This window comes from Nostoc sp. (assembly GCF_036917775.1).
GTDB lineage: Bacteria > Cyanobacteriota > Cyanobacteriia > Cyanobacteriales > Nostocaceae > Nostoc.
In genome coordinates, this window is record NZ_JBALEQ010000016.1 from 14,867 (window position 1) to 36,718 (window position 21,852).

At 42.0% G+C, this 21,852-nt stretch carries 18 protein-coding genes; 8 read left to right on the forward strand and 10 right to left on the reverse strand.

The features are described 5' to 3' along the window. Positions 1–57: 57 nt before the first annotated feature. The 3 genes from V7K69_RS02305 to V7K69_RS02315 form a co-directional block, all read right to left on the reverse strand. Entirely contained in the window at positions 58–1,749 is a 1,692-nt protein-coding gene (locus V7K69_RS02305) for an NAD-binding protein (protein ID WP_335031044.1), read from the reverse strand. Positions 1,750–1,972: 223 nt separating this feature from the next. Beyond that, on the reverse strand, positions 1,973–3,868 hold the full coding sequence (locus V7K69_RS02310) for a WG repeat-containing protein (RefSeq protein WP_335031046.1): 1,896 nt from the start codon (positions 3,866–3,868) through the stop codon (positions 1,973–1,975). Positions 3,869–3,871: 3 nt separating this feature from the next. Beyond that, on the reverse strand, positions 3,872–4,645 hold the full coding sequence (locus V7K69_RS02315; RefSeq protein WP_335031075.1) for an S-layer homology domain-containing protein: 774 nt from the start codon (positions 4,643–4,645) through the stop codon (positions 3,872–3,874). A 129-nt stretch (positions 4,646–4,774) separates the two neighbouring features. Here V7K69_RS02315 and V7K69_RS02320 point away from each other — a divergent pair, with 129 nt between their 5' ends. Both V7K69_RS02320 and V7K69_RS02325 read left to right on the forward strand, forming a co-directional pair. Next, entirely contained in the window at positions 4,775–5,875 is a 1,101-nt protein-coding gene (locus V7K69_RS02320) for a D-alanine--D-alanine ligase family protein (protein ID WP_335031048.1), read from the forward strand. A 201-nt stretch (positions 5,876–6,076) separates the two neighbouring features. Then, positions 6,077–6,727, forward strand: coding sequence for a hypothetical protein (locus V7K69_RS02325; RefSeq protein WP_335031050.1), 651 nt, complete (start codon positions 6,077–6,079; stop codon positions 6,725–6,727). 315 nt (positions 6,728–7,042) lie between these two features. Here the strand turns inward: V7K69_RS02325 and V7K69_RS02330 are convergent, their stop codons facing one another. After that, positions 7,043–7,531 carry a hypothetical protein gene (locus V7K69_RS02330; protein ID WP_335031052.1) on the reverse strand — a complete coding sequence of 163 codons (489 nt, stop codon included), beginning with the start codon at positions 7,529–7,531 and terminating at the stop codon, positions 7,043–7,045. A gap of 163 nt (positions 7,532–7,694) precedes the next feature. On the opposite strand from V7K69_RS02330, the gene V7K69_RS02335 reads away from it, so the two are divergent. Together V7K69_RS02335 and V7K69_RS02340 are read left to right on the forward strand one after the other, a co-directional pair. Continuing rightward, the gene (locus V7K69_RS02335; protein WP_335031054.1) at positions 7,695–9,560 is read left to right on the forward strand and encodes a serine/threonine protein kinase; all 1,866 of its coding nucleotides are present in this window, start codon (positions 7,695–7,697) and stop codon (positions 9,558–9,560) included. 9 nt (positions 9,561–9,569) lie between these two features. After that, the gene (locus V7K69_RS02340; RefSeq protein ID WP_335031056.1) at positions 9,570–10,187 is read left to right on the forward strand and encodes a Uma2 family endonuclease; all 618 of its coding nucleotides are present in this window, start codon (positions 9,570–9,572) and stop codon (positions 10,185–10,187) included. Between the two features lie 202 nt (positions 10,188–10,389). Here V7K69_RS02340 and V7K69_RS02345 read toward each other — a convergent pair whose 3' ends face one another. From V7K69_RS02345 to ndhL, 4 genes are all read right to left on the reverse strand, one after another. Next, positions 10,390–11,055 (reverse strand): heterocyst differentiation related protein, encoded by a 666-nt coding sequence (locus tag V7K69_RS02345; protein ID WP_335031058.1) that lies wholly within the window; start codon positions 11,053–11,055, stop codon positions 10,390–10,392. A 241-nt stretch (positions 11,056–11,296) separates the two neighbouring features. Continuing rightward, positions 11,297–12,115: a tryptophan synthase subunit alpha gene (gene trpA, locus V7K69_RS02350; RefSeq protein ID WP_335031060.1), complete on the reverse strand. Its 819-nt coding sequence runs from the start codon at positions 12,113–12,115 to the stop codon at positions 11,297–11,299. Between the two features lie 183 nt (positions 12,116–12,298). Then, complete coding sequence (locus tag V7K69_RS02355; RefSeq protein WP_012412811.1) at positions 12,299–12,610, reverse strand: DUF3007 family protein; 312 nt, start codon at positions 12,608–12,610, stop codon at positions 12,299–12,301. A gap of 25 nt (positions 12,611–12,635) precedes the next feature. After that, positions 12,636–12,848 carry an NAD(P)H-quinone oxidoreductase subunit L gene (gene ndhL, locus V7K69_RS02360; protein ID WP_012412810.1) on the reverse strand — a complete coding sequence of 71 codons (213 nt, stop codon included), beginning with the start codon at positions 12,846–12,848 and terminating at the stop codon, positions 12,636–12,638. 1,052 nt (positions 12,849–13,900) lie between these two features. On the opposite strand from ndhL, the gene V7K69_RS02365 reads away from it, so the two are divergent. Beyond that, a complete protein-coding gene (locus V7K69_RS02365) occupies positions 13,901–15,220 on the forward strand; it encodes a hypothetical protein (RefSeq protein ID WP_335031063.1) in 1,320 nt (439 codons plus the stop codon). Positions 15,221–15,233: 13 nt separating this feature from the next. Here V7K69_RS02365 and V7K69_RS02370 read toward each other — a convergent pair whose 3' ends face one another. Next, positions 15,234–16,154, reverse strand: a complete 921-nt coding sequence (locus V7K69_RS02370) for a lysylphosphatidylglycerol synthase domain-containing protein (protein WP_335031065.1) — start codon at positions 16,152–16,154, stop codon at positions 15,234–15,236. 338 nt (positions 16,155–16,492) lie between these two features. Here V7K69_RS02370 and V7K69_RS02375 point away from each other — a divergent pair, with 338 nt between their 5' ends. Beyond that, complete coding sequence (locus tag V7K69_RS02375; RefSeq protein WP_335031067.1) at positions 16,493–17,083, forward strand: hypothetical protein; 591 nt, start codon at positions 16,493–16,495, stop codon at positions 17,081–17,083. Positions 17,084–17,476: 393 nt separating this feature from the next. On the opposite strand, the gene V7K69_RS32860 is transcribed toward V7K69_RS02375, so the two are convergent. Then, positions 17,477–17,875, reverse strand: coding sequence for a hypothetical protein (locus V7K69_RS32860; protein ID WP_442936110.1), 399 nt, complete (start codon positions 17,873–17,875; stop codon positions 17,477–17,479). Between the two features lie 111 nt (positions 17,876–17,986). On the opposite strand from V7K69_RS32860, the gene V7K69_RS02380 reads away from it, so the two are divergent. Both V7K69_RS02380 and V7K69_RS02385 read left to right on the forward strand, forming a co-directional pair. After that, positions 17,987–19,522: an AAA-like domain-containing protein gene (locus V7K69_RS02380; RefSeq protein WP_335031069.1), complete on the forward strand. Its 1,536-nt coding sequence runs from the start codon at positions 17,987–17,989 to the stop codon at positions 19,520–19,522. Further along, positions 19,515–21,852 (forward strand): AAA-like domain-containing protein (locus tag V7K69_RS02385; protein ID WP_335031071.1); only part of this gene is annotated, 2,338 nt, incomplete at its 3' end. The genes V7K69_RS02380 and V7K69_RS02385, both read left to right, overlap by 8 nt.

The following is a 21,852-nucleotide window of genomic DNA, read 5'->3' on the forward strand; positions in this document are numbered from 1 at the left end:
GTATATTAATTACGAATTACGTTCGCGTAGCGTGCCGGAGGCTCTATTACGAATTATTTAAGCGTGTGTTTCGCAAACTCGCTCATCCCGCCACAATTGATATAGCCGTGTCGCTGGCATAGTCATATATAAAACGTCGCCAGCACTGAGGTTTGTCTCTAATAAATCCCAGCCATGAAGGGTTTGGTGATTCGTTTCTACGTACAAAGGTACACAGTCAGCAGACATGGCTACATCTTTCACCCATTGACCACAAAAGGCGTGTAAAGGTGTAATCACAGTTGCAAAAGCTACCCAAAGACTATCGGCTGTGATGCCATTGCCAAGAATGCGTCCTCCTAGTGCAGCAGCAGCAAAAGCTGGGGCTGCTAATTCCGCCGGACTCAGTACGGCCTCGAAGCCAAATAGCTGTTGAGCTATGCCAGCAAAATCAGGATCGGCATAATGAACAATCACCGGAATACTGGGTGTCAAGCCTTTGGCTTTGAGGGCAATTTCCAGATTGGTGGCATCATTGCTAGTAACAGCAAGTACGGCGGCAGCAGAGTCTATATTGCTGGATTTAAGTATTGTACGAAAACTGGCATCACCCTGAATCACGGGGATACCTAGTTCGCGGGCAGTGTTGATATATTTGTTATTGGAGTCGGGTTCAACTACTACAACTTCATGCCCACTCGCGTGGAGTTGCTGGACAATTCTCACCCCAATACCACTCAAGCCACAGACAATGTAGTGATATCGTTGGGGTATTCTGGCTGCATCCCAAAATTGCTTAAAGCGGCTTCCTAAGACAAAATCGGTGAGCATTGCATACCAAATACCAATCACCACTGCTCCAACCAGCATCATTACAACAGTAAATAACTTAATACTGTTAGGAGCATTTTCTACTACTTTGTCATTACCACCCGCTCCGGTAATCATGCCTACAGAAAAATAGAGAGCATCGACAGGAGATAAACTCAACTCAGCCGACATATAGGTGAGTGTAGCGATCGCAATAACTGCAAGTAACACAACAGCACCCACCAATACCGATCGCCCGTGTTGCTGAAACTGCTTAAAATTAGTCAAGGCTTTCAGCAGTTTTTTAATCAACGATCGCCGGGGAGAACGGATGCGGGGTTGTGTACCAATGATTAAGCGATCGCCTACTTGGATCTCTTGTCCAGATATGACACCTGACACCAAATCCATCTCACCTTCTACTGGCAAGTAATAAATCAGCATCCGCGATCGGTCTTCCCACAATTCACTCAGCTTTAAACCTCTCCAGAAGTGGTTTTCATCGATATATTCTTCGTGAATTGGCCAAGTTTGCTGAAATAATTTGATTTGTCCGATCGCTCGGTTTCCCATCGCTGCAAAGGTGAATACGGGTGCTGCTAATCCCACAACACTCATACTCAAATGGTCTGGCAAACTTTGATCTAGGCGTTCGCCCAAATTTGTATTATAAAAACGGTTGATAATCCGAATCTGGGGATTTAGCACCCGCGCTTGCATCATAATAGACAAATTCAGAGCATCTTTAGATCCAGAGATGACTAAAGTGTGTGCCTCTTGAATTCCTGCTGCTGTTAGGGTAGAAGCTGCTTGTAAATCGCCAACAATCACATCTCCTGCCGTTTCGCCAGGGATAGATTGGTGATGAATGCCAACAACGAAGGCCCCCTGATGTCTCAGCAAACGAAAGGTTTTATATCCGGTACGTCCTAAGCCGCAAACAATAATTCTGGGTTTCATGAAACGGCAGCATCTTTTACAGGTAGGGCTGCATTTCTAGTTATTGATCAATATTGTTGCCCATTTTCCTGGAATATAACTGTAGCTGACAACACGATTGTTTTAATTGAAGGCTGGAAGTTTAAAAATTAAGGTTTTAACTCACTTACGTGGATAAATTCTCGTGTAGCAACGACTTCCAGTCACTCAGACGAGTAAGGAATTACACTTTACAAATATCTTCTTAGGGTTTGCAAATGTATCCCCATTTACCTCCCATAAAAGATACTTTCCCTTGTTCCTTATCTTGTTTGAATTCTCCACCAATATTAACTAATGCTCTGCCTTCAGAAAAAGGTTTAGCAAAATCGAAATCTGGCGGAATTAAAAACTCACCAAACTGATTAATATATCCCCATTTACTTCCTGTTTTAGCAGGAGCTAACCCTTGGGAGAAAGTATCAGCTTCGTCAAATTGTGGCTCTATAATAAAATTCCCATCTTTACCTATGTAGCCAAATTTATTTGCTTGTTTTACTAATGCCAATCCTTCAGAAAAGCTTGTTGCCTCATCTAAGCTAAATTGAATTATAATTTTACCTGTTTTATCAATATATCCCCACTTATTAGCTATCTTGACAGCAGCTAAGTCTTCAGCAAAAGATTTAGCATCGTCGAATTGAGTAGGAATTATAATTTTTTTACTGGTTTGAGCAATATATCCCCATTTATCAGCTATTTTTATAGCTGCCATACCTGAAGAGAAAGAGACAGCATCATCAAATTGTAAAGCAGTTATCAATTTGGCAGCTTTATCAATATAGCTATATTTGTTATTAATTTTTACCAGGGCTAGTCCTTGTGAAAAAGGTTCGGCAGCATCAAACCGAAAGCGGGTAATCAGCTTACCTGTTTTATCAATGTAGCTCCATTTGTAACCCATCTTCACGGCTGCCATTCCTTCAGAAAATGGTTCAACCCAATCAAATTGTACTTTGAGGCTAATTTCCTGTGATGTATTTATGTAAATAAAATTACCACTCGTTCGTCGATCGGTAAAGCCAGATTTCTTAATTTCTTTCTGATCAAATTTTCCAGGAGGTGTAGAGTAAACCCCTGATTTGAGTAATTTTGCTAAAGCACTATCATTTTCTCGCAAAGCTTCATAGAAAAATAAAACTTCTCCTTGTATACCAACAGAACGGTTATAGTTTATTGCCTGGACTAAATGTTCTGGAGTAATCCGATATGTACTTTGTTGCAAAAGAACACCAGGAATTAATTTTGACAATTGTTCTTTGCTAAATTGATTAGCTATGAGCTTATCTATATCTTTTTTGTAAAGTTCAAATTCTCGGTAATACAACTGCGGATGAATTAAATCGACTAATCCCAGATCGACCCAATTTTTAGAATCTTGCAGGTAGTTTTCATAACTCCAAGGATAAACACTGGGAGACAATGAAACAATTGATTCAGGATTGATAGTAATTATTTCGCGGTAGACGCGGGTTAAAAAATTTGAAAGAATATCAGCCCGCCACTGTAACCATTGTGGATCTTTAGAATTTACTGGCGGTAGTTGATTAAACTCTTGCTGATAGCGTTCAACAGTTTTTTGCTCATAACCACCTTCACTAGGAAAAGCAGGAAAGCGATCATCCCCTTGAATACCTGCAACTTCATATTTTTTAATAACTTCTAAGAATAAACTTAATAAAAAGTTTTGCACTTCGCTATCAAAAGCATTTAGCCATTCAAAACCATTTTTAACAAGTAAATTCCCAGCAGAGTCACGGGCTGCCCATTGTGGTTTTTTGGCAATAATTGTACCACCATTTTTTTGATAAGAACTAGCAAAGCCATATTCAAACCAAGGAATAACTGCGAGATTAACCCGTTTTGCTTCCTCAACTAATTCGGCTAAAGGATCTCTACCTTGGAATCGCGGATTTATTTCAATACCAAAATTTTCCTGCATAACTCGACTGGGATAACTAGTGACTCCGTTATTCCAGACAACAGGAAATACGACATTAAATCCTGTTTCGGCGAGAAAGTTCATCGCCTCGGCAATATTTTTTCTAGAGTCTAAGACTTTGCTAACTGTTGTAGTGATCCAAGTACCGCGAATTTCCATGAATTAAGTAGAGATTGATTGATTTATGTTTTCTTTTACTAATACCAATCCTTCCGATAAAGGATGAGCTTCATCAAATTGTGGAGGAATTATAAATTTTCCGGTTTTGTCGATATAGCCCCACCGATTATCTTTTTGGACTCGCGCAAATCCTTCGGCAAAATCATCAGCAGCATCAAATTGTGGTGGAATTGCGAACAACTCTACACCCGGAATATACTTATAAGATACTGTAGGAACTTCGAGAACTCGACAAATAAATACTGCTATTTCGCCCCTAGTAGCGTTTTGATTGGGCTGTAAGCCTTTGATATCGGGGTAGTTAACAATAATTCGCTTTTCGGTTGCGGCTGCGATCGCACTCACAGCATAACTGGGAATTTGTGCAAAATCACTGTAATATTTTTTTAACGTGTTTATCGGCTCTACTGTAACCCCATAATTTAACCCAGAAGCTAAAGCAGCTAATGCTTGCACACGCAGGATTAGTTCATTGGGTTTGAAAAGAGAATTGGGATATCCAGACAGGTATTTTGTCTGATACGCTTCGGCGATGGCTTTAGCAGCCCAGTGATTAGCGGGTACATCTGTAAAGGTGATTGCTGGGCGAGATAATGGCTGTTTCGGTAAGCCTACGAAAATAATCGCCGCAAATTCAGCACGAGTTACAGGTGCATTAGGACGAAAAGTGCCGTCCAAATAACCTTTGAATATATTTCGCTTGGCTGCTGCGAGAATAGATGATTTGGCCCAATGATTTTGAATATCTGAAAAAATTTTGACACCTCAATTGGTAGAGTTTTTCTAGCCAGGGTTTGAACGGGCAAAAAAAATAATATAGAAAAGCATGGCAACTTTTGTAGGTTATGATACGCTATCTGCTTGAGAAGTGTCGAGGAACCGAAAATGACTAAGCTGCGCGTGGGGTTACTGTTTGGCGGTCGTTCGGGAGAACATGAAGTTTCAATCAAATCAGCAGGGGCGATCGCTAAAGCCCTGAGTGCAGAGGAAAATGCTAGTAAGTACGAAATCCTGCCTTTTTACATCCAAAAAGATGGACGCTGGCTAGCGGGAGAAGTACCCCAAAAGGTTTTAGAAACAGGCAATCCGCTTCTAGAAGCTGAACAATCAACTGCTGAGGGAAATCTGACATCCAATCCTCAAGCCCAAACCCTAAGCAAATGGGAATCTCCCTCTCAAGTTGCCCAAGTGGATATTTGGTTTCCCGTTCTCCACGGCCCCAACGGTGAAGACGGGACAATTCAAGGGTTATTAACTTTGATGCAAGTCCCCTTTGTTGGTTCTGGGGTCTTAGGTTCGGCGATGGGGATGGATAAAATTGCGATGAAAATGGCCTTTGAGCAAGCGGGACTTGCACAGGTAAAATATAAAGCGATAACTAGAGCGCAAGTTTGGTCTAATCCGTGTGTGTTTCCGAAATTGTGTGATGACATTGAGGCAGCATTAGGATATCCTGCTTTTGTCAAACCTGCTAATTTGGGTTCATCAGTGGGTATTGCCAAAGTGCGATCGCGCCAAGAATTAGAAGCCGCTTTAGATAATGCCGCCAGTTATGACCGAAGACTGGTTGTAGAAGCTGGTGTCGTCGCCAGGGAAGTTGAGTGCGCCGTTTTGGGTAACGATCAACCCCAAGCCTCTATCGTTGGAGAGATTAGTTATGATAGCGATTTTTATGATTATGAAACTAAATATACAGAGGGTCGGGCAGATTTACTGATTCCAGCACCGATTCCAGATGCGATCGCTCGTCAAATTCAGGACATGGCTTTGCAAGCCTTTGCAGCTGTTGATGCTGCGGGATTGGCAAGGGTCGATTTCTTCTATGTAGAAGCTACACAAGAGGTTTTGATTAACGAAATCAATACGTTGCCGGGGTTTACGGCGACGAGTATGTATCCGCAACTCTGGGCCCATAGTGGAGTTTCCTTTCCAGAATTAGTTGATCGGTTAATTCAACTTGCTCTTGAAAGGTATTCTCCTAGCTGACAGAAAAAATAAGCAAACTGATTTCAGAGCATTACGGCAAGAAGTCACAATAAAGACACAATTTTGACAAAACTTAGCCGGATTTGGTAGCATCTGTTTTACAAAAAAGCTACTGGAATCGGAAATTTTGTTACGGATACCTGATGCTTGACTCCTCCAGTACAATTTATTGACTAGAGGGGTACAAATCTGAAAGTAATCATGGAAAAAAGTCAGAGTGTACAGCGCGAGCCAACCCGACTCAGAAGGGCTACTCCAGAGCTGACAAACAGGAAATCGAGATTAAAACAAAGCTCGAATGTTCTGATATATCTGGTAACACATCATCCTTGGCTATTGTTGACTGGGTGTTTAGCCATGTTTTTAGGAGGTGGTGCCTTTGCCCTGTACAGCTTAGGTAATGCTGGACAGGTAGCACAAGAAGAACCAGAAACAATCCCAGTTATTGTTGAAGAACCAATCAGTGTGCCCTCTGAGAATAGTAACCCTACACCTTTATGGATGGTAGCTGCGATCGTCCTCAGTTGTGGTGGTGGTTCTTTGCTCGTTTTCAAAATGCTTAACCGGAAAACGCAACCGCAAAAAGTCCAAAAACAGGTTAACCGCCATCAGGCACGCTTGGCACAAAGCCAGTACCAAAGATTGGAACCACGCCTTCCCAAGAACCAACCAATTTTTGTACCACAGCCACAACTGATGCCCCTGATGCAGATGCAACCTAAAGCAAAACATCTGGTAACGGTTCTGCCATCAGAACACAAGCACCACTTAGATACGCGCACAGATTCTTTAGCAGACTTAATGGATCTTCGTAAAAATAGTTCATTGTCTGCAATTTTACGCCAGTATTAAATTTAATGTAAAGCAAAAACCTTTCAAAATAATACTTTTTGCGAATTAGGGCACGGTATAACCGTGCCTTTACTAATTTTATCGAACAAAATTCAGAATTCAGAATTCAGCAAAGGTATTCTGACCGAAAAAGCGGATAGCGAAGCAAGCGTAAAGTCTTCTCTACGAGATGCTGCGCGTAGTTTGCTTCCACGAAGTAGATACGGCATAGCAACCTATGAGCAAGTCCGCGCACTCCTACGGGAATCTTGCTAGCAAGAGCGTCTCGATTCTGCCTCCTGCCTTCTGCCTCCTGCCTTCTGCCTCCTGCCTCCTTCATCCTTCTGGCAACTTAGCAAACGCCTGTTCAACTAAATCCTTTGCTTTAGCATCCAAACGCAGCCAATCCACTTCACCCAGTTCATCAATTAAACTAGTATCAATCTCAGCAGCTTCTTTCTGTGGGCTGTATTCAATAAAACACACTTCATAACACAATTCCCACAAATCGATACTCGCTTCTTGCTGTTGACGCTGCAAACGTAGATGATATCCTGGATGGGGCATCGGCAAACGAGTAAGAGTCTCTCTAATTTCATCGGCTTCTTGAGGCGTTGCAGTTTCCATTCCTTGCAACAACTCAGTCACCAATGCTTTGATTTCATCAGTGGTGCTAGGCGGCCAAATCAGGACATCATGGTAAGTTCCCGTCCAAGAAGATTCATCAAGGGACTTGCGGATATTATCGATAACGCGAATGAAAGCAGGTTGCATGAGGATTTCAGCCTGCTGCCATGCAACTGGATTTGTTATTTTCGGTGGCATTGGTAATAAACAGGGGCACTAAAAGAAAAATAAACAGTCTGCGTTTATAAAAAAGCTGCGTTTTTAATCTAAATCTTTTCTCAAGATAGCGGATTTCATTGAAGAAAATTTGGAGATATTTATTACCAGCTGGACAATTAGGTAATAACTCTGGGGAGGGAATATGATCGGCAAGCTACTAGACCATCGTTACCAAGTAATTCGAGTCCTCGCAATGGGAGGATTTGGTCAAACTTATATTGCCCAAGATACTAGACGGCCCGGCAATCCCATTTGCGTTGTCAAGCACCTCAAACCCGGAACCGACCCCAGAGTTTTTGATACTGCTAAACGCCTGTTTAATAGCGAAGCCGAAACCTTAGAAAAACTGGGCAATCATGACCAAATACCCAGGCTGCTAGCATACTTTGATGAAAACCAAGAATTTTATTTAGTACAAGAATATATTGAAGGACATACCCTAGCTGAAGAACTTACACCTGGTAAACGCTGGAGTGAAAGCCAAGTAATTCAACTATTACAAGAAGTTCTAGAAATTCTCGAATTTGTCCACAGCCAAGGCGTTATTCATCGGGACATCAAACCGGATAATATCATCCGTCGCGCTTCAGATAATAAGTTAGTTTTAGTGGACTTTGGGGCAGTGAAGCAACTGCGTACACAGATGGTAATAGTGGGGGGACAAGCATCTGCCACAGTCGTTATTGGCACTCCTGGCTATATGCCCACAGAACAAGGGCAAGGTAAACCCCGCCCCAACAGTGATATTTATTCTCTCGGCATCATCGCCATTCAAGCACTAACAGGATTATTGCCAACAGCATTGCAAGAAGACCCGGAAACAGGCGAAATCATTTGGCAGCAATCAATAAACGTAAACTACCGACTGGCGGCAGTGTTGACGAAGATGGTGCGTTATCACTTCAAAGACCGCTATCAAAACGCCACGGAAGCACTGCAAGCCTGTAAAGATGCGATTAATCCTGTACCTAAACTTTCCCAACCCCAAGTATCTCGGCTACAAACGGTTGCAGTTGCACCAGCAAATCCTATCAAACCTGTCCGTAAAGACTCTGGTAAATCCGACCCATGGCCAATATTAATTGGCATATTATTAGCGGGTGGCGTGGCTGCCTTAGTCGCAAATGTATACCCAAATGTGAAAAATTTAGCTTTAAATCTTACAGGTAAGGATACTACTTTAGTAAACAAATGCTCGGCTGTTGTTGTCGGAAATTCTAATATCCGTTCTGAACCTAGTTCGATAAATTCTGATAATATTTTGCAAACAGTTGCCGATAACACCAGTTTCGAGGTAACAGGCAAGCGGACAAAACGAGGTTGGATAGAAGTTAAACTTAAATCTGGTCGTTTAGCTTGGGCACACCCGGCCGTGATCATCAATAATCAAGAATGGGCTTCTTGCCTGCGCGAAAAAGGTATTGCAACTAAGACAGTAAATGATAGTAGCTTGATTGCTACTCGACCAACTCCCAAACCAAAAGCAAAATCTCAGGATGTAGCAATTCCCTTAGCAGAAAAGCCGAAGGGGTCAACTGAAGATGTGGACAAATCAGAACGATCGCAGCCTATTGATAACAGTGCCAATATTATAGAACAAGCAAAACAGAAGTATGATTCAGGGGATATAGTTGGAGCGATCGCACTTTTAAAATCAATTCCAGCAAATGCTGCTTCTGGTATCCAAGAGACGAGCAAAATGATTGCCCAGTGGCAGGACGATTGGGCGAAAGCAGAGGCGTTATCTAATGAGATTAACAAAGCAATAGATGATGGTAAATGGGATAAAGTTTTAGATTATAGAAACCATCCAGAAAAATTGCCTAATACTAAATACTGGCGAAACAAAATAGAACCATTATTTAAACAAGCAGCCGAAAATCTAGCAAAACAGGCACTAACTCAACTAAAAAATCAAGGTAATCCGAAGAGTAGCCAACAAAAACTTCCCGATACTAACCAACCGGCTAATACAGAGAATCCCAATACTAAGGCAAACCCACAGTAATCAATTATTATGACCCAAGCCTTACCAAAAATAGTTACCTTTGATGAATTTATCACCTGGTATCCTGAAAACTCTGCGGTACGCTATGAATTGCACAATGGGGAAATTTTTGAAATGTCACAGCCTACGGGGAAACATGAAAGGATAAAAGGATTTTCGGCGGCTGAATTGACTTTAGAGTTTAGACGATTAAATCTCCCCTATTTTATTCCCAATCAAGCAATTGTAAAACCACCAGAAAGAGAATCAGGTTATTTCCCTGATGTATTAATACTAAATGACGCTGCTTTGATTGATGAACCTTTTTGGGAAAAGTCTTCTACGGTTACTAAGGGTGCATCGATTCCTTTAGTGATTGAGGTTGTTAGTACAAATTGGCGCGATGATTATTATCTGAAACTTGCCGATTATGAGGAGATGGGTATCCCTGAATATTGGATTGTTGACTATGCAGCATTGGCGGCTAGGAAGTTTATTGGTAATCCCAAACAACCCACTGTTTCAGTTTATCAACTAATTGATGGAGAATATCAAGTCAGTCAGTTTCGAGGTAGCAATCGTATTATATCTCCTAGTTTCCCTGAGTTAATTTTGACGGCAGAACAAATTTTCAAAGCTGGTCAATAAATATTGAATTCACTATCTAAAAGATAATCAGCTATGTATCATCGGTGAGAGTTTAAAATTAAGTGCCTTTTGTCAATCAGTTAAAATACTCAAAATAGTCTGATTGAAAATGATAATCGGACATGGGTAAAGGTGGAAAGAGACAAGCGACTCTTGCCTCCTTCCACCCTCTATCTGATTATCTGTTATTTGATTTTCCCGATTAGTGCATTTCGTCGTATTCTGGGGCTTCAACTCGTCTTGCTTCCATCCGCGAAGCAGGCAAAAACTCAGCACGGCGAACTGGAACCAAGGGTGGTGTATTTCCTTGGTAGGGGTGAATCACTTGTACAGTACGGGCTGGACGCTGCCGTGGCGAGAACAAAGCCAATACTCCAGCGACGACAACACCACCACCAATAGTCAGAGTTGCGCCTCCCACAGCCCAAAGCATGGGTGAAGACCACCAAGAGGTTTGCGGCTGGAGTGCTGCTACTTTTTGTTGGTTATACTGCTGGGCTTGTTGCCACTGCTGCTGAGTATTGAAATTTTGAACTTGTCCTTGAAGTTGTTGATTTTGCAACTTCAACTGTTCATTGTCGTTTTTTAAACGCTCCAGCTGCATCTGCGTATTCAGCTTTTCCATTTCCAGACGTTGGTCAGCACTGGTAGCGGTTGGTGGCTGATTAGGATTGGGATACATTGGTTGCCCATAAGGGCCGTAAGGAGAATACATTTGTGGCTGTATTCCCGGCGCTACTACAGTACCTGGCATTTGCGGAGCAACAGCAAAATTAGGTTGTAGGGGGGTATTTGTTCCTTTGAGCAATACGAGAGCCGCCAGCCCAGCTACGGCGACCCCGCCGATAAACGCCATACTCTCACTCATCGCCTTTGCTCCTCAATTGCGACGTAACTATAATCATTTGTGACTGACTCACTCTCACACTCACACTCATAAATTATGCCTACTTGACTTCACATAATACTCAAACTATAAGCGACCGTATCAGCTAGTTTTTTTACATCATGATATCTGATGTTAATATTCAAAACCATAATGGTCAAATTGTCTACCAAAGAAGGATAGAAAAACTACGCTGTTATACTTTTTAATCTACTTTTGCGTTCTAATCAAGAGGAGTATTTGTGCTGGTTTTGATGGCTGCTTTGAGACTTTGGCAAAATTGGGCGATCGCCAAAAGTCCTTGCTCTGGTGTGCCTTCTGCTAACCGTTTCACAAAAGCACTACCCACGATCACCGCATCTGCGCCCCATTCCTTTACCTGACGGGCTTGTGCCGCTTCGGAGATACCAAAGCCTACACCGATGGGTTTCTCAGTAACACCACGAATTTGTATGAGTAAATCGGACACGCGGTTTTCCAGTTGCGATCGCACTCCTGTAACCCCGGTGACGCTAACTAAATAAATAAATCCAAGAGATGAATGAGCGATCGCTTCGATTCGTTTAGCATCGCTGGTGGGAGCTACCAATAAGATCACATCAATTCCCATCTCTTTAGCTGGTTCGAGCAAGCCTGCTGCTTCTTCCAAGGGCAAATCTGGTACTACTAATCCTGCTACCCCAGCCGCAGCTATTTCCTGGAGAAATTTATCAATTCCCCGATGCAAGATTGGATTGTAATAAGTAAATAGAACAATGGGCGATCGCAATTTGGGAGTAATCCCTTGCAACATTTCCAGTACCTGCTCCAATTTTGTTCCCCTTTGTAGAGCGCGGGTAGCAGCAGCTTGAATTACTGGCCCATCAGCTAGAGGATCGGAATAAGGTATGCCCAGTTCAATAATATCGGCTCCACTTTGATCTAGAACCTGCAAAGCTTTTGCTGTTGTTTCTAAATCTGGATCGCCAGCAGTAATAAACGGAATCAGAGCGCACTCATGATTCCGCCCAAGGGTTTCAAAGCAATCAGAAATTGCAGTCATTTGAGTCAAGTGTCAATAGTCAGTGGTCATTGGTCAGTGGTCACTTGTACTGAGTTTCGACTGCGCGGAAATCAAGCGAAGTCGAGATTGAACTACCGCGTAGTCAAAGTATTAGTCATTGGTCATTAGTAAAGGACAAATGACTAATGACAAAGGACAAATAACAACTGACCAATGATAACTTTACACCTGAGATTGCTCTTCTTGTTCTATTTCAGCTTGAATTCGTGCTAGCTCTTCTGGAGTAAGCTCATCTAGCCGCTTTTGCAGAAAGTCTTGCTCATATTGTTCCCGTTGTTGGTGGTAGGTCATTTTTTGTCCCACCGCACGGAAAAAATAGGTCGCTAACCAGCCAATTAACCCACTGACTAGTAAAACTTGGCTCCATATACCAGCTTTCTGAGTGTCCAAACCGACTAGCTGCAATATTACATAAGCCAAGCCGCCGGCAATAAAAACACCTAAGCCAATTCCAATAGCGTCAATCCGTCGCATGAGAGTTATGACCTACCAATTCTCGTTAAACTTGAACTTGTCGCCGTTGGGGTCGGAAATTTGCAAACGGCGATAGAACCAACAAACCCGGAAAGAAGAAAAACACCAAAAAGTACATCAACAAACGCTCGATGGAGCTAGCTACATACCAACGCTGCTTCAGGTAGAACAATACAGCAATGGGGATTACCAGAAGGTAAGCTCCAGCCAAAATCAGATATAGCAGGGCGACAATCATAACTTTTTTGGTCTAAGCATCTGTTTTCCATCATAGGCTGAAGAGCCAAACTGAGGGAAGTATAATCCTTATGCTTTTAATATCACTACGCAATAATTCCTTTTTTTATCCAGATTTATTGATAAAAGCTAATTTTGTGCTATTATCGTAAATCTACTAGCAAACAGATGCTTTAGTCATACAAGATGAGAAACTCATCTAGGTTGATTACGAATAAAACTTCCGATTTGGGAAGCGATCGCACAATCTAGAAAAAATATTTTCAATCTAGTTGGACAAAAGACACAATTGATGGTGGAATAGATAAGGCGGTATTTGCTGCCTCCAAAAAATAACTAGATTTATACTAGTTAATTACCAAACACCTGCGGGGGTGTGGCGGAATGGTAGACGCTACGGACTTAGATAACTGAGCCTTGAAGGAGAAATCCCTCAAGTGGAAGCTCTCAAACTCAGGGAAACCTAAATCTGGTGACAGACATGGCAATCCTGAGCCAAGCCGAAGAAAGTCCTGAGTCATGAGTGTTGAGTGCTGAGTAAATTTAAAACTCTTAGCTCCTAACTCCTAACTCATAACTGTTCGGAAGGTGCAGAGACCCGACGGGAGCTACCCTAACGTAAAGTCGAGGGTAAAGGGAGAGTCCAATTCTCAAAACCTGATTTGGCTACTGCCATCAGGTAGCAGTGAAAACTGCGGGAGGATGAAAATCCGTTGACCGTAAAAGGTCGTGTGGGTTCAAGTCCCTCCACCCCCACTAAAAATTGAAAATGCCAAAAAGATTTTATATAAAGTCTGGGCGAGTTGTATTTAATGGTAAATCAACTCGCCCATTTGGTTTTAGATTGTACTTAATTATTGAGACTAAGTAATTTCACTGGGATTTTTGATGAAGTATTAAACAATTTGGATTTAATACTTTATTTATGGTCGGATTTTATCAAATTTGTGTAAAAAGATCACTTAATTTCAGAAGAATAGATTGATGCTAGTGTTCACCAAGGTTAAGCTGGTAATAATATGAACAGGAAGCCTTTTTGTCCTGATAACTAGAATGAACGCTAATAGTTTATCAATTAGTCAGGAAAATCCCCATAGTGTTACGTCTAACTCTAGCCAGATAAATGTGCAAATTGCACAAGAAGAGGTTTATAGCTTCTTCGTGGAAATTGTCAAAAAACTGTCACCAGATGATGTTTTGCGAGAATTCAAAGGTTTATTTTTAGATGGTCTTGATTCAGAAGAATCAGATTATATTCCTGGGATATATAGTATTTTTTTAGATGATAATGAGCAAGAACTATGTAATACACTCAAGCGGTGTTGCTACATTATAGTTAATAATTGGAAGACTAATCGAAAAGATAAATATATCCAAGAATTAGTTAATTTATTTGTTAATGAAAATCTCAAGATCAAAGACAATAACGATCCAGTAGTAAAGATTTGTAAAACTTGGCTAGAGAATTTTGTCAACAGCAAAGACTACCAAGAATTGAAATTATTTGCTGCTAAATATGATGAATCATCTAAAGGTCATTGGGCTAATCGCTATAGTTCTTATTTATTAATCGATCAATCTGTTAATAAAAATAATCCCATAGAGCAACAAGAGGCTGCTAGAAAGCTTTCTAAACAGATAAAAGAAAAATTTAAGTTTGAACTAGCAATGTATATTGCTCGTTCTCAATCTAATGTTTCCAGCACAGCACGCTATAAAAATCCTAGTGTTTTGGGAGACCAGGCTCTACGTTTAATCAAAGCAATTGTTTTAAAAAGAGGGGTTTTTAGTCATGAGAATATTGCTCATATATTTCTCAAACAAACTCAAAACCAAACTCTAGAACAATTTAAAATTAATCTCGAAAAATATCTATTTCTTTCTGTAGGCAAACAAGAATCAGTTGAGGCTTGGAAACAGCAGTTTATAGATGTTTTATCATCATGGAAGAAGGAGTATAATCAGGAACTTATCACCAAAGAGTTGTTTCTAAGAACCTGTAATCGAGTCATCGATTATTTGACGATAGAAAACGGCAAGGAACCTTCATCATTATTTATATTATTAATTGGTCAAGGTCATGCTCTAACATTGGTAATTATACTTCTAAAAATAATTTTAATTTGTAAGAATTCCCGTCGTCATTTAGAAACTCGGATTGCTCATCTGATTCGTTTTTACGAAAACTATCCTGAAGATGAATGCAAAGGTGTAATTAATTTTATGGAGATTTTTAATATCACGTTTGCAATTTATGCAGAAAACGTAGAATATAACTTGATTAAGATGGAAGAGGAACAAAGTAGTAATCCGCAGTTGAATCTGGATGGTTATCGTGTGTTTTCACAGATGAAAGTAGATAGACCTAAATGAGTTTTGCCTAATTTTATGATTTAGCAAGGCGTTCGTCTAAGTAAGCGAGGGTAGCGCCCGCAGTTTCAGCTAGAATACTAATGAGGCGATATAGAGCGATCGCACTAAATACTAGGGCCGCTGGAAAGTGATTTTGCAAAAGTTGATATGCAGTCGCTTCAAATACACCTAATCCACCAGGCGCACCCGGAATCACAAAACCTAACAGCCAAGCACAACTAAAAGCCCCTAGCAACAATGGAATTTGATTTACGTTCAACGAACCCAGCGCGGACATGGTTAATATAAACCCAGTGGCGCGTAGTCCCATAAAGCCCAACTCTCCTAATAAAGGGCGTAAGGGGTAGCTTTTTAGACTGAAGGGAACAGTTGGTTGAGTTGTAGCAGCAGCCTTTTTTGCTTTTAATCTGTATAAAAAGCGAATAACTGGGTTTAAAAACCGGGGATGAATTGCACAAAGAACTAGAGCTAAACTCAATAATTGTAGTACTTGAATAGCAAGGCTAGTATTAGCTGCCGCAAATTGGCTACTGCATAAGACGATGATGATTAAAGCAGCCGCTAGCATGAGTAGGGGTTCTAGCAAAACGCTTAAGGTGGCTGCACCAGCAGAAACATTAGCTTTTTTGGCGGCGACAATTCGCCCGTAATGATGCCAGATATTACCTGGTAAATACTTAGCAATGTTTGTTTTTAGGTAAACTTGGATAAATTGGGGAGATGATACAGGTTGATTTAACTCTTGCAAAATCCAAGTCCAAATCCAGCCTGCCCAAGTATGCGCTAGTAAAGTTACGCCTGTAGCGATCGCTATAATTGCCCATCCTACCCCATCAATGCGGATCGCAGTCACTCCAATCCAATTATCTTTCAAGGCTTTCGCTAAAAAAAACAGCGTTCCCCCCAAAATTATCCAGCGTAAAAATTGCTTCATGAATTTAGTCATTTAACGGTAGAGCAACAAAGGCTAAATGCCTCAAATTTTATGGCACATCAGCGATATATCCAAAGCTTTTGAAATATCAAACAGTTTGACGTAGCTCTTTTTACGACAATTCAGATTATTTTAGTTTATATCTTCCTAGAGTTAGATAAAACTATTCCTTTTGTACTAATTAAAATGTGACTTGCGCTAGATGTAAAACTTATTTCATTATTCATACTATTAGGTAAAGTTATGATTCTTTCTGAATGCTTGGGATACAAAAATAATTCCAAATGCTATCTTGTTTGAAGTTTAACTTAGTCACAAAAATGCAAGGAGTGAGAACTATGAAGAAAGCGATTACTTGGCTAAAAAACATTCGTCCCTTGAAAGTTTTAACAGTTTTTTTGGCAGGGATATTCTTATTTCTGACACAAGCTTGTGGTGCCCCAGGAATAGCAACACAGCCACCACAACCTGGTACTCAAGCACCTAATACTCAACGATACGATGCGACAAAAGATTATCCTCTGAATTCTCCTGCTGGTGGGATGAATAACTTTAGTGATGTAGATCCCAGAGCGAAAGATGAAAAGGCAGCGAATGACAGAGCTGATGCACTGGTGAAAAATGCTCAAAGAAATATTGACCAGAAGTCAGTTGACAGCCCAGGGCAATATGGTGAAAATTACAAACAAGGTACACCCCTTGGTGAAAGAGTGAAGAACCTGGGTGAAGATATCGGCAGTTCAGCTGAAGAAGTTCGCAAAGGTGTTGTTAAGGGAACTCAGCGAGGAATTGAAAATCTCAAGGGTAATACCCAGAATGCAGCCGAAGATGTGACAACAAATATTCAGCGTGGGGCTGAGGATGCTGGTAAAAATGTTCGGCGTACAGCTGACGATGCAGGCAACGCAGTCAAGAGAGCGGTTGATTGAAATTAGTCATTTAATTCTTGTAAAAATTTGAAAGCGCCCACAGACTTATAGTCTGGTGCTACTAAAACAAAGCCTGCATAGACAGGCTTTGTTTTGGTTTGAGATAGGGTTTAATTCCTTTAGAGGATGTCTGAGAAGTATCAAATATTTCTTGATCCCCCCTAACCCCCCTTAAAAAAGGGGGGAATTTGTGGAATGAATCAGCCCTGCCTTAAAAAAGGGGGGAATAAGAGTCTTAAAGTCCCCCTTTTTAAGGGGGATTTAGGGGGATCTCTAAGGGTTAGATGTATACAAAAAAACTTTTCAGACATCCTCTTAAACTTTATTTATTAATAGATATCTCTAGAAATTAAATAATGTATTATCTAGAACCCTTGTAGAGACGTAGCACTGCTACGTCTCTACATTATTTTTCATATCTCTAATGAGCCTTTGAACTCCGTTAATGAGTCTTTTAGCTCCGTTAACGAGCCTTTGAACTCCGTTAATGAGTCTTTGAACTCCGTTAACGAGTCTTTGAACTCCGTTAACGAGCCTTTGAACTCCGTTAATGAGTCTTTGAACTCCGTTAACGAGTCTTTGAACTCCGTTAACGAGTCTTTGAACTCCGTTAATGAGTCTTTGAACTCCGTTAATGAGTCTTTGAACTCCGTTAACGAGTATTTGAACTCCGTTAACGAGTATTTGAACTCCGTGAGCGATTTTTTTGTGCTGTCGGTAATTACCTGCAACTGCGCTGTAGTAGAGTGTAACTAATTGATAGCGCTGTGAATAAAATCCTAATTTGTTCAGCTAATTCTCGAAATAGGGAAAAAATTCCCTTGGATGACTCTGTACAAAACTGACTCGCAACTAGATAAGCTTTTCCACTCCAAAAGCTGAAGGAAGACAAGGTTAATAGTAATGTTAAACTCACAGGCTAAACGCATCTTCATCAGCTACAAGCGTAATGCTAGCCCCGATGAACCAGTAGCGCTCCAAGTCTTCCAGGCACTATCGCAGCAGCACAAAGTCTTTATCGACCAAACCATGTCTGTTGGTACACGCTGGGCTGAATGTATTGAAGCAGAAATCCGCCAAGCTGATTTTTTGATTACTTTCCTTTCAGCCTTGTCAACCAGCAGCGAGATGGTGGTGGCAGAAATAGAGACAGCACACCACTTGGCAAAATCACAGTCAGGACGACCGATAATTCTCCCGGTGCGTCTGGCGTATCAAGAACCGTTTCTGTATCCCTTGAGTGCTTACTTAAATGGCATTAACTGGGCGTTCTGGAAAGATGCAGAAGATACGCCGCGACTGATTGCAGAGTTGTTGCAGGCTGTCTCTGGCGGTGCATTGGCTATCAGTGAAGAAAAATCAAAAGCAGACTTACTCCAGATGAGTCAGCCGTCACTTCTACCCCCTCCCTTTCCTTCAGCACAACCTGTATCGCTGGAAATGCCGGAAGGAACAATGGAATCGCAATCCGCTTTTTACGTAGAACGCTCATCTGATGCACTTACCTTAGAGACTATTGAGCGACAGGGTGTGACAATTACAATTAAAGGCCCCCGGCAAATGGGCAAAAGTTCGTTGTTAATCCGCACAATTAATACTGCTGTGAATGCAGGGAAGCGGGTTGCTTTGCTGGATTTCCAATTGTTTGACAAAACTGCCTTAACTAATGCTGACCTTTTCTTTCGCCAGTTCTGTACTTGGTTAACCGATGAACTGGAAATGACGGACAAAGTTGATGAGTATTGGAATATGCCTTTGGGCAATAGTCAGCGTTGTACTCGCTATGTTGGACGCTATTTGCTCAAAGAGTTTGGCAACCCCATTGTCTTAGCAATGGATGAAGTGGAAAGGGTATTTGATACTGATTTTCGCTCTGATTTCTTTGGAATGCTGCGAAGCTGGCACAATAGCCGCGCCACTAATCCCATCTGGAAGCAACTGGATTTAGCGCTGGTTACTTCCACTGAACCCTACCAGCTAATTGATAATCTCAACCAATCCCCCTTTAATGTTGGGCTAGTAATTGATTTAGAAGATTTTACAGCAGCACAGGTTGCTGATTTAAACCGCCGTCATGGTTCACCCTTCAACGCTAGCGAAGAAAAGCAATTAATCGCGTTGCTCGGTGGACATCCTTATTTAGTAAGGCTTGCACTTTACTCAGTTGCCAGCGATCGCTTCTATCCTACCGAATTATTTGCCAATGCGATCGCAGATAATGGCCCCTTTGGCAATCATTTGCGTAACCACCTCTTCCGGCTGCATAACAAACAGGAGTTGGTTCAGGGTATGTTCCAAGTAATTCACCAGAACACCTGTGTAGATGAGCGCATCTTTTTCCGCTTGCGGGGTGCGGGTTTAGTGCGCCGGGAAGGGCGTGTGGTGTTTCCGCGTTGTCAACTTTACACCGATTATTTCCGGGAGCATCTGCGTGGTTAATCCAACCATTTACACTGTTGGGGGAACTGTACAAGCTGGCGGTGGTATTTATATTCCTCGTCAAGCCGATGAGGAATTACTCGGTTTATGTCGGTCGGCAATATTCGCCTATGTTCTTACGCCGCGCCAAATGGGTAAGTCTAGCCTGATGGTACGCACGGCAGAAACATTAAGGGACGAGGGAATTCGCTCGGTAATTGTTGACCTCCAGGAATTGGGGGCAAGTGTCACAGCCGAACAATGGTATTTTGGCTTTTTGGTCAAACTGGAAGACCAACTCATGTTTGATACAGATGTGGTGAGTTGGTGGCAGGAACACGAGCATCTGGGAGTATCGCAACGGCTGACACAGTTTTTTGAGAAGGTTTTGCTGGCTGAGGTTGAGGGGCAAGTTGTGATTTTTGTGGATGAAATTGACTCTACCCTCAGCCTGGATTTTACCGATGATTTTTTTATTGCCATTCGTTATCTCTATGTTGCCCGTGCGACTAATCCTGAATTTGGGCGGCTTTCTTTTGTCTTAATGGGGGTAGCGACTCCCGGCGATTTAATCAACGATGCCAAGCGCACACCATTTAATATTGGACAGCGTGTAGATTTAACTGATTTTACCTTTGAGGAAGCTTTACCCTTCGCTGAGGGATTAGGATTACCCAGTAATGAAGCCAAGCAGGTATTAGGCCAGGTGTTGAAGTGGACGGGGGGACATCCTTATTTAACGCAGCGTCTTTGTGATGCCTTGGTTTTGATCCCCCCAACCCCCCTTGAGAAGGGGGGCAATGAAGTTCGAGGTTTGGAGATTTCCCCAACCACCCTTAGCAACAGTTCTATTCTTCCCCCCTTTTTAAGAGTTAGGGGGGAGCGAGTCTTATCCGCAGCCGATGTAGACAAAATAGTTAACAGCACATTTTTTGGTGCGATGAGTGAGCAAGACAATAACTTGCAGTTTGTCCGCGATATGCTGACTAAACGCTCACCAGACCCGGAAGTTTTGACTATTTACCGCGAGATTCGCCGGGGTAAACGGGCGGTTGTGGACGAGGAGCAGTCTTTAGCTAAATCTCACTTGAAGCTGTCGGGGGTGGTGCGGCGAGAGAATAATGTTTTGCGGGTGCGGAATGAAATCTATCGGCAAGTCTTTGATTATAAGTGGATTAATAAACATTTGCCGTTTAACTTGCGGGATAGGTGGGAACAGCTTAAACCTGCACTACCTTATGTGATTGTAATGGTAGTATTTTCGACATTATCAGTGGCATTAGCTGGATATATTTATGAGCAAAATCTGATTGCCCAAGAAGCCCGCGACAATGAAAAAGAGCAACGTCTAATTGCTCAAGATGCCCTGAAAAGAGAACAAACACAGCGACAAGAAGCAGACCGTCAAACTAAAAATGCTCAGAACCAGCAGAAAATAGCAGACAAGCAGCGTCAAAGGGCTGAAGCAGGTGAGGCAGAAGCTAAATCGGCACAGGAATTAGCTGAAAAACGAGGAATAGACTTACAAAAAGCCCTTGAGAAAACCAAAGCGGCTGAACAATTAGCAAAAGACAGACAAGCAGAAGCCGAAAGACAGCGAAACATTGCTCAAGATCAAAAAAAGCAAGCAATTGCCGCTAAAGCCGATGCAGAAAAACGCCAAATTAATGCCGAAATTCTCGCCAATAGTCTCAAATCACAAAACCTGATGGGATCAAATTTAGAGCTTGATGCTTTAGTTGCAGGCTTGAAAGTAGGAAAACAACTCAAAACACCAAATAAAAATGTAGAACCAGATACCCGCGTTTTGGCAGTAGCCACACTCCAGCAGGTAGTTTATGGAGTCAAGGAACGTAATCGGCTAGAAGGTCATAGCAGTTGGGTTAATGGCGTGGCATTTAGCCCCGACGGTGAAACCATTGCCTCTGCAAGTTCTGACAACACGGTGAAGCTGTGGAATCGCAAGGGGCAAGTCTTACAAACTCTCCAAGGTCATAGCAGTGAGGTTTTGGGCGTGGCATTTAGCCCCGACGGTGAAACCATTGCCTCTGCAAGTGATGACAAGACGGTGAAGCTGTGGAATCGCAAGGGGCAACTCTTACAAACTCTCCAAGGTCATAGCGATAGGGTTTTGGGCGTGGCATTTAGCCCCGACGGTGAAACCATTGCCTCTGCAAGTTGGGACAACACGATGAAGCTGTGGAATCGCAAGGGGCAACTCTTACAAACTCTCCAAGGTCATAGCAGTGCGGTTTTGGGCGTGGCATTTAGCCCCGACGGTGAAACCATTGCCTCTGCAAGTGATGACAAGACGGTGAAGCTGTGGAATCGCAAGGGGCAACTCTTACAAA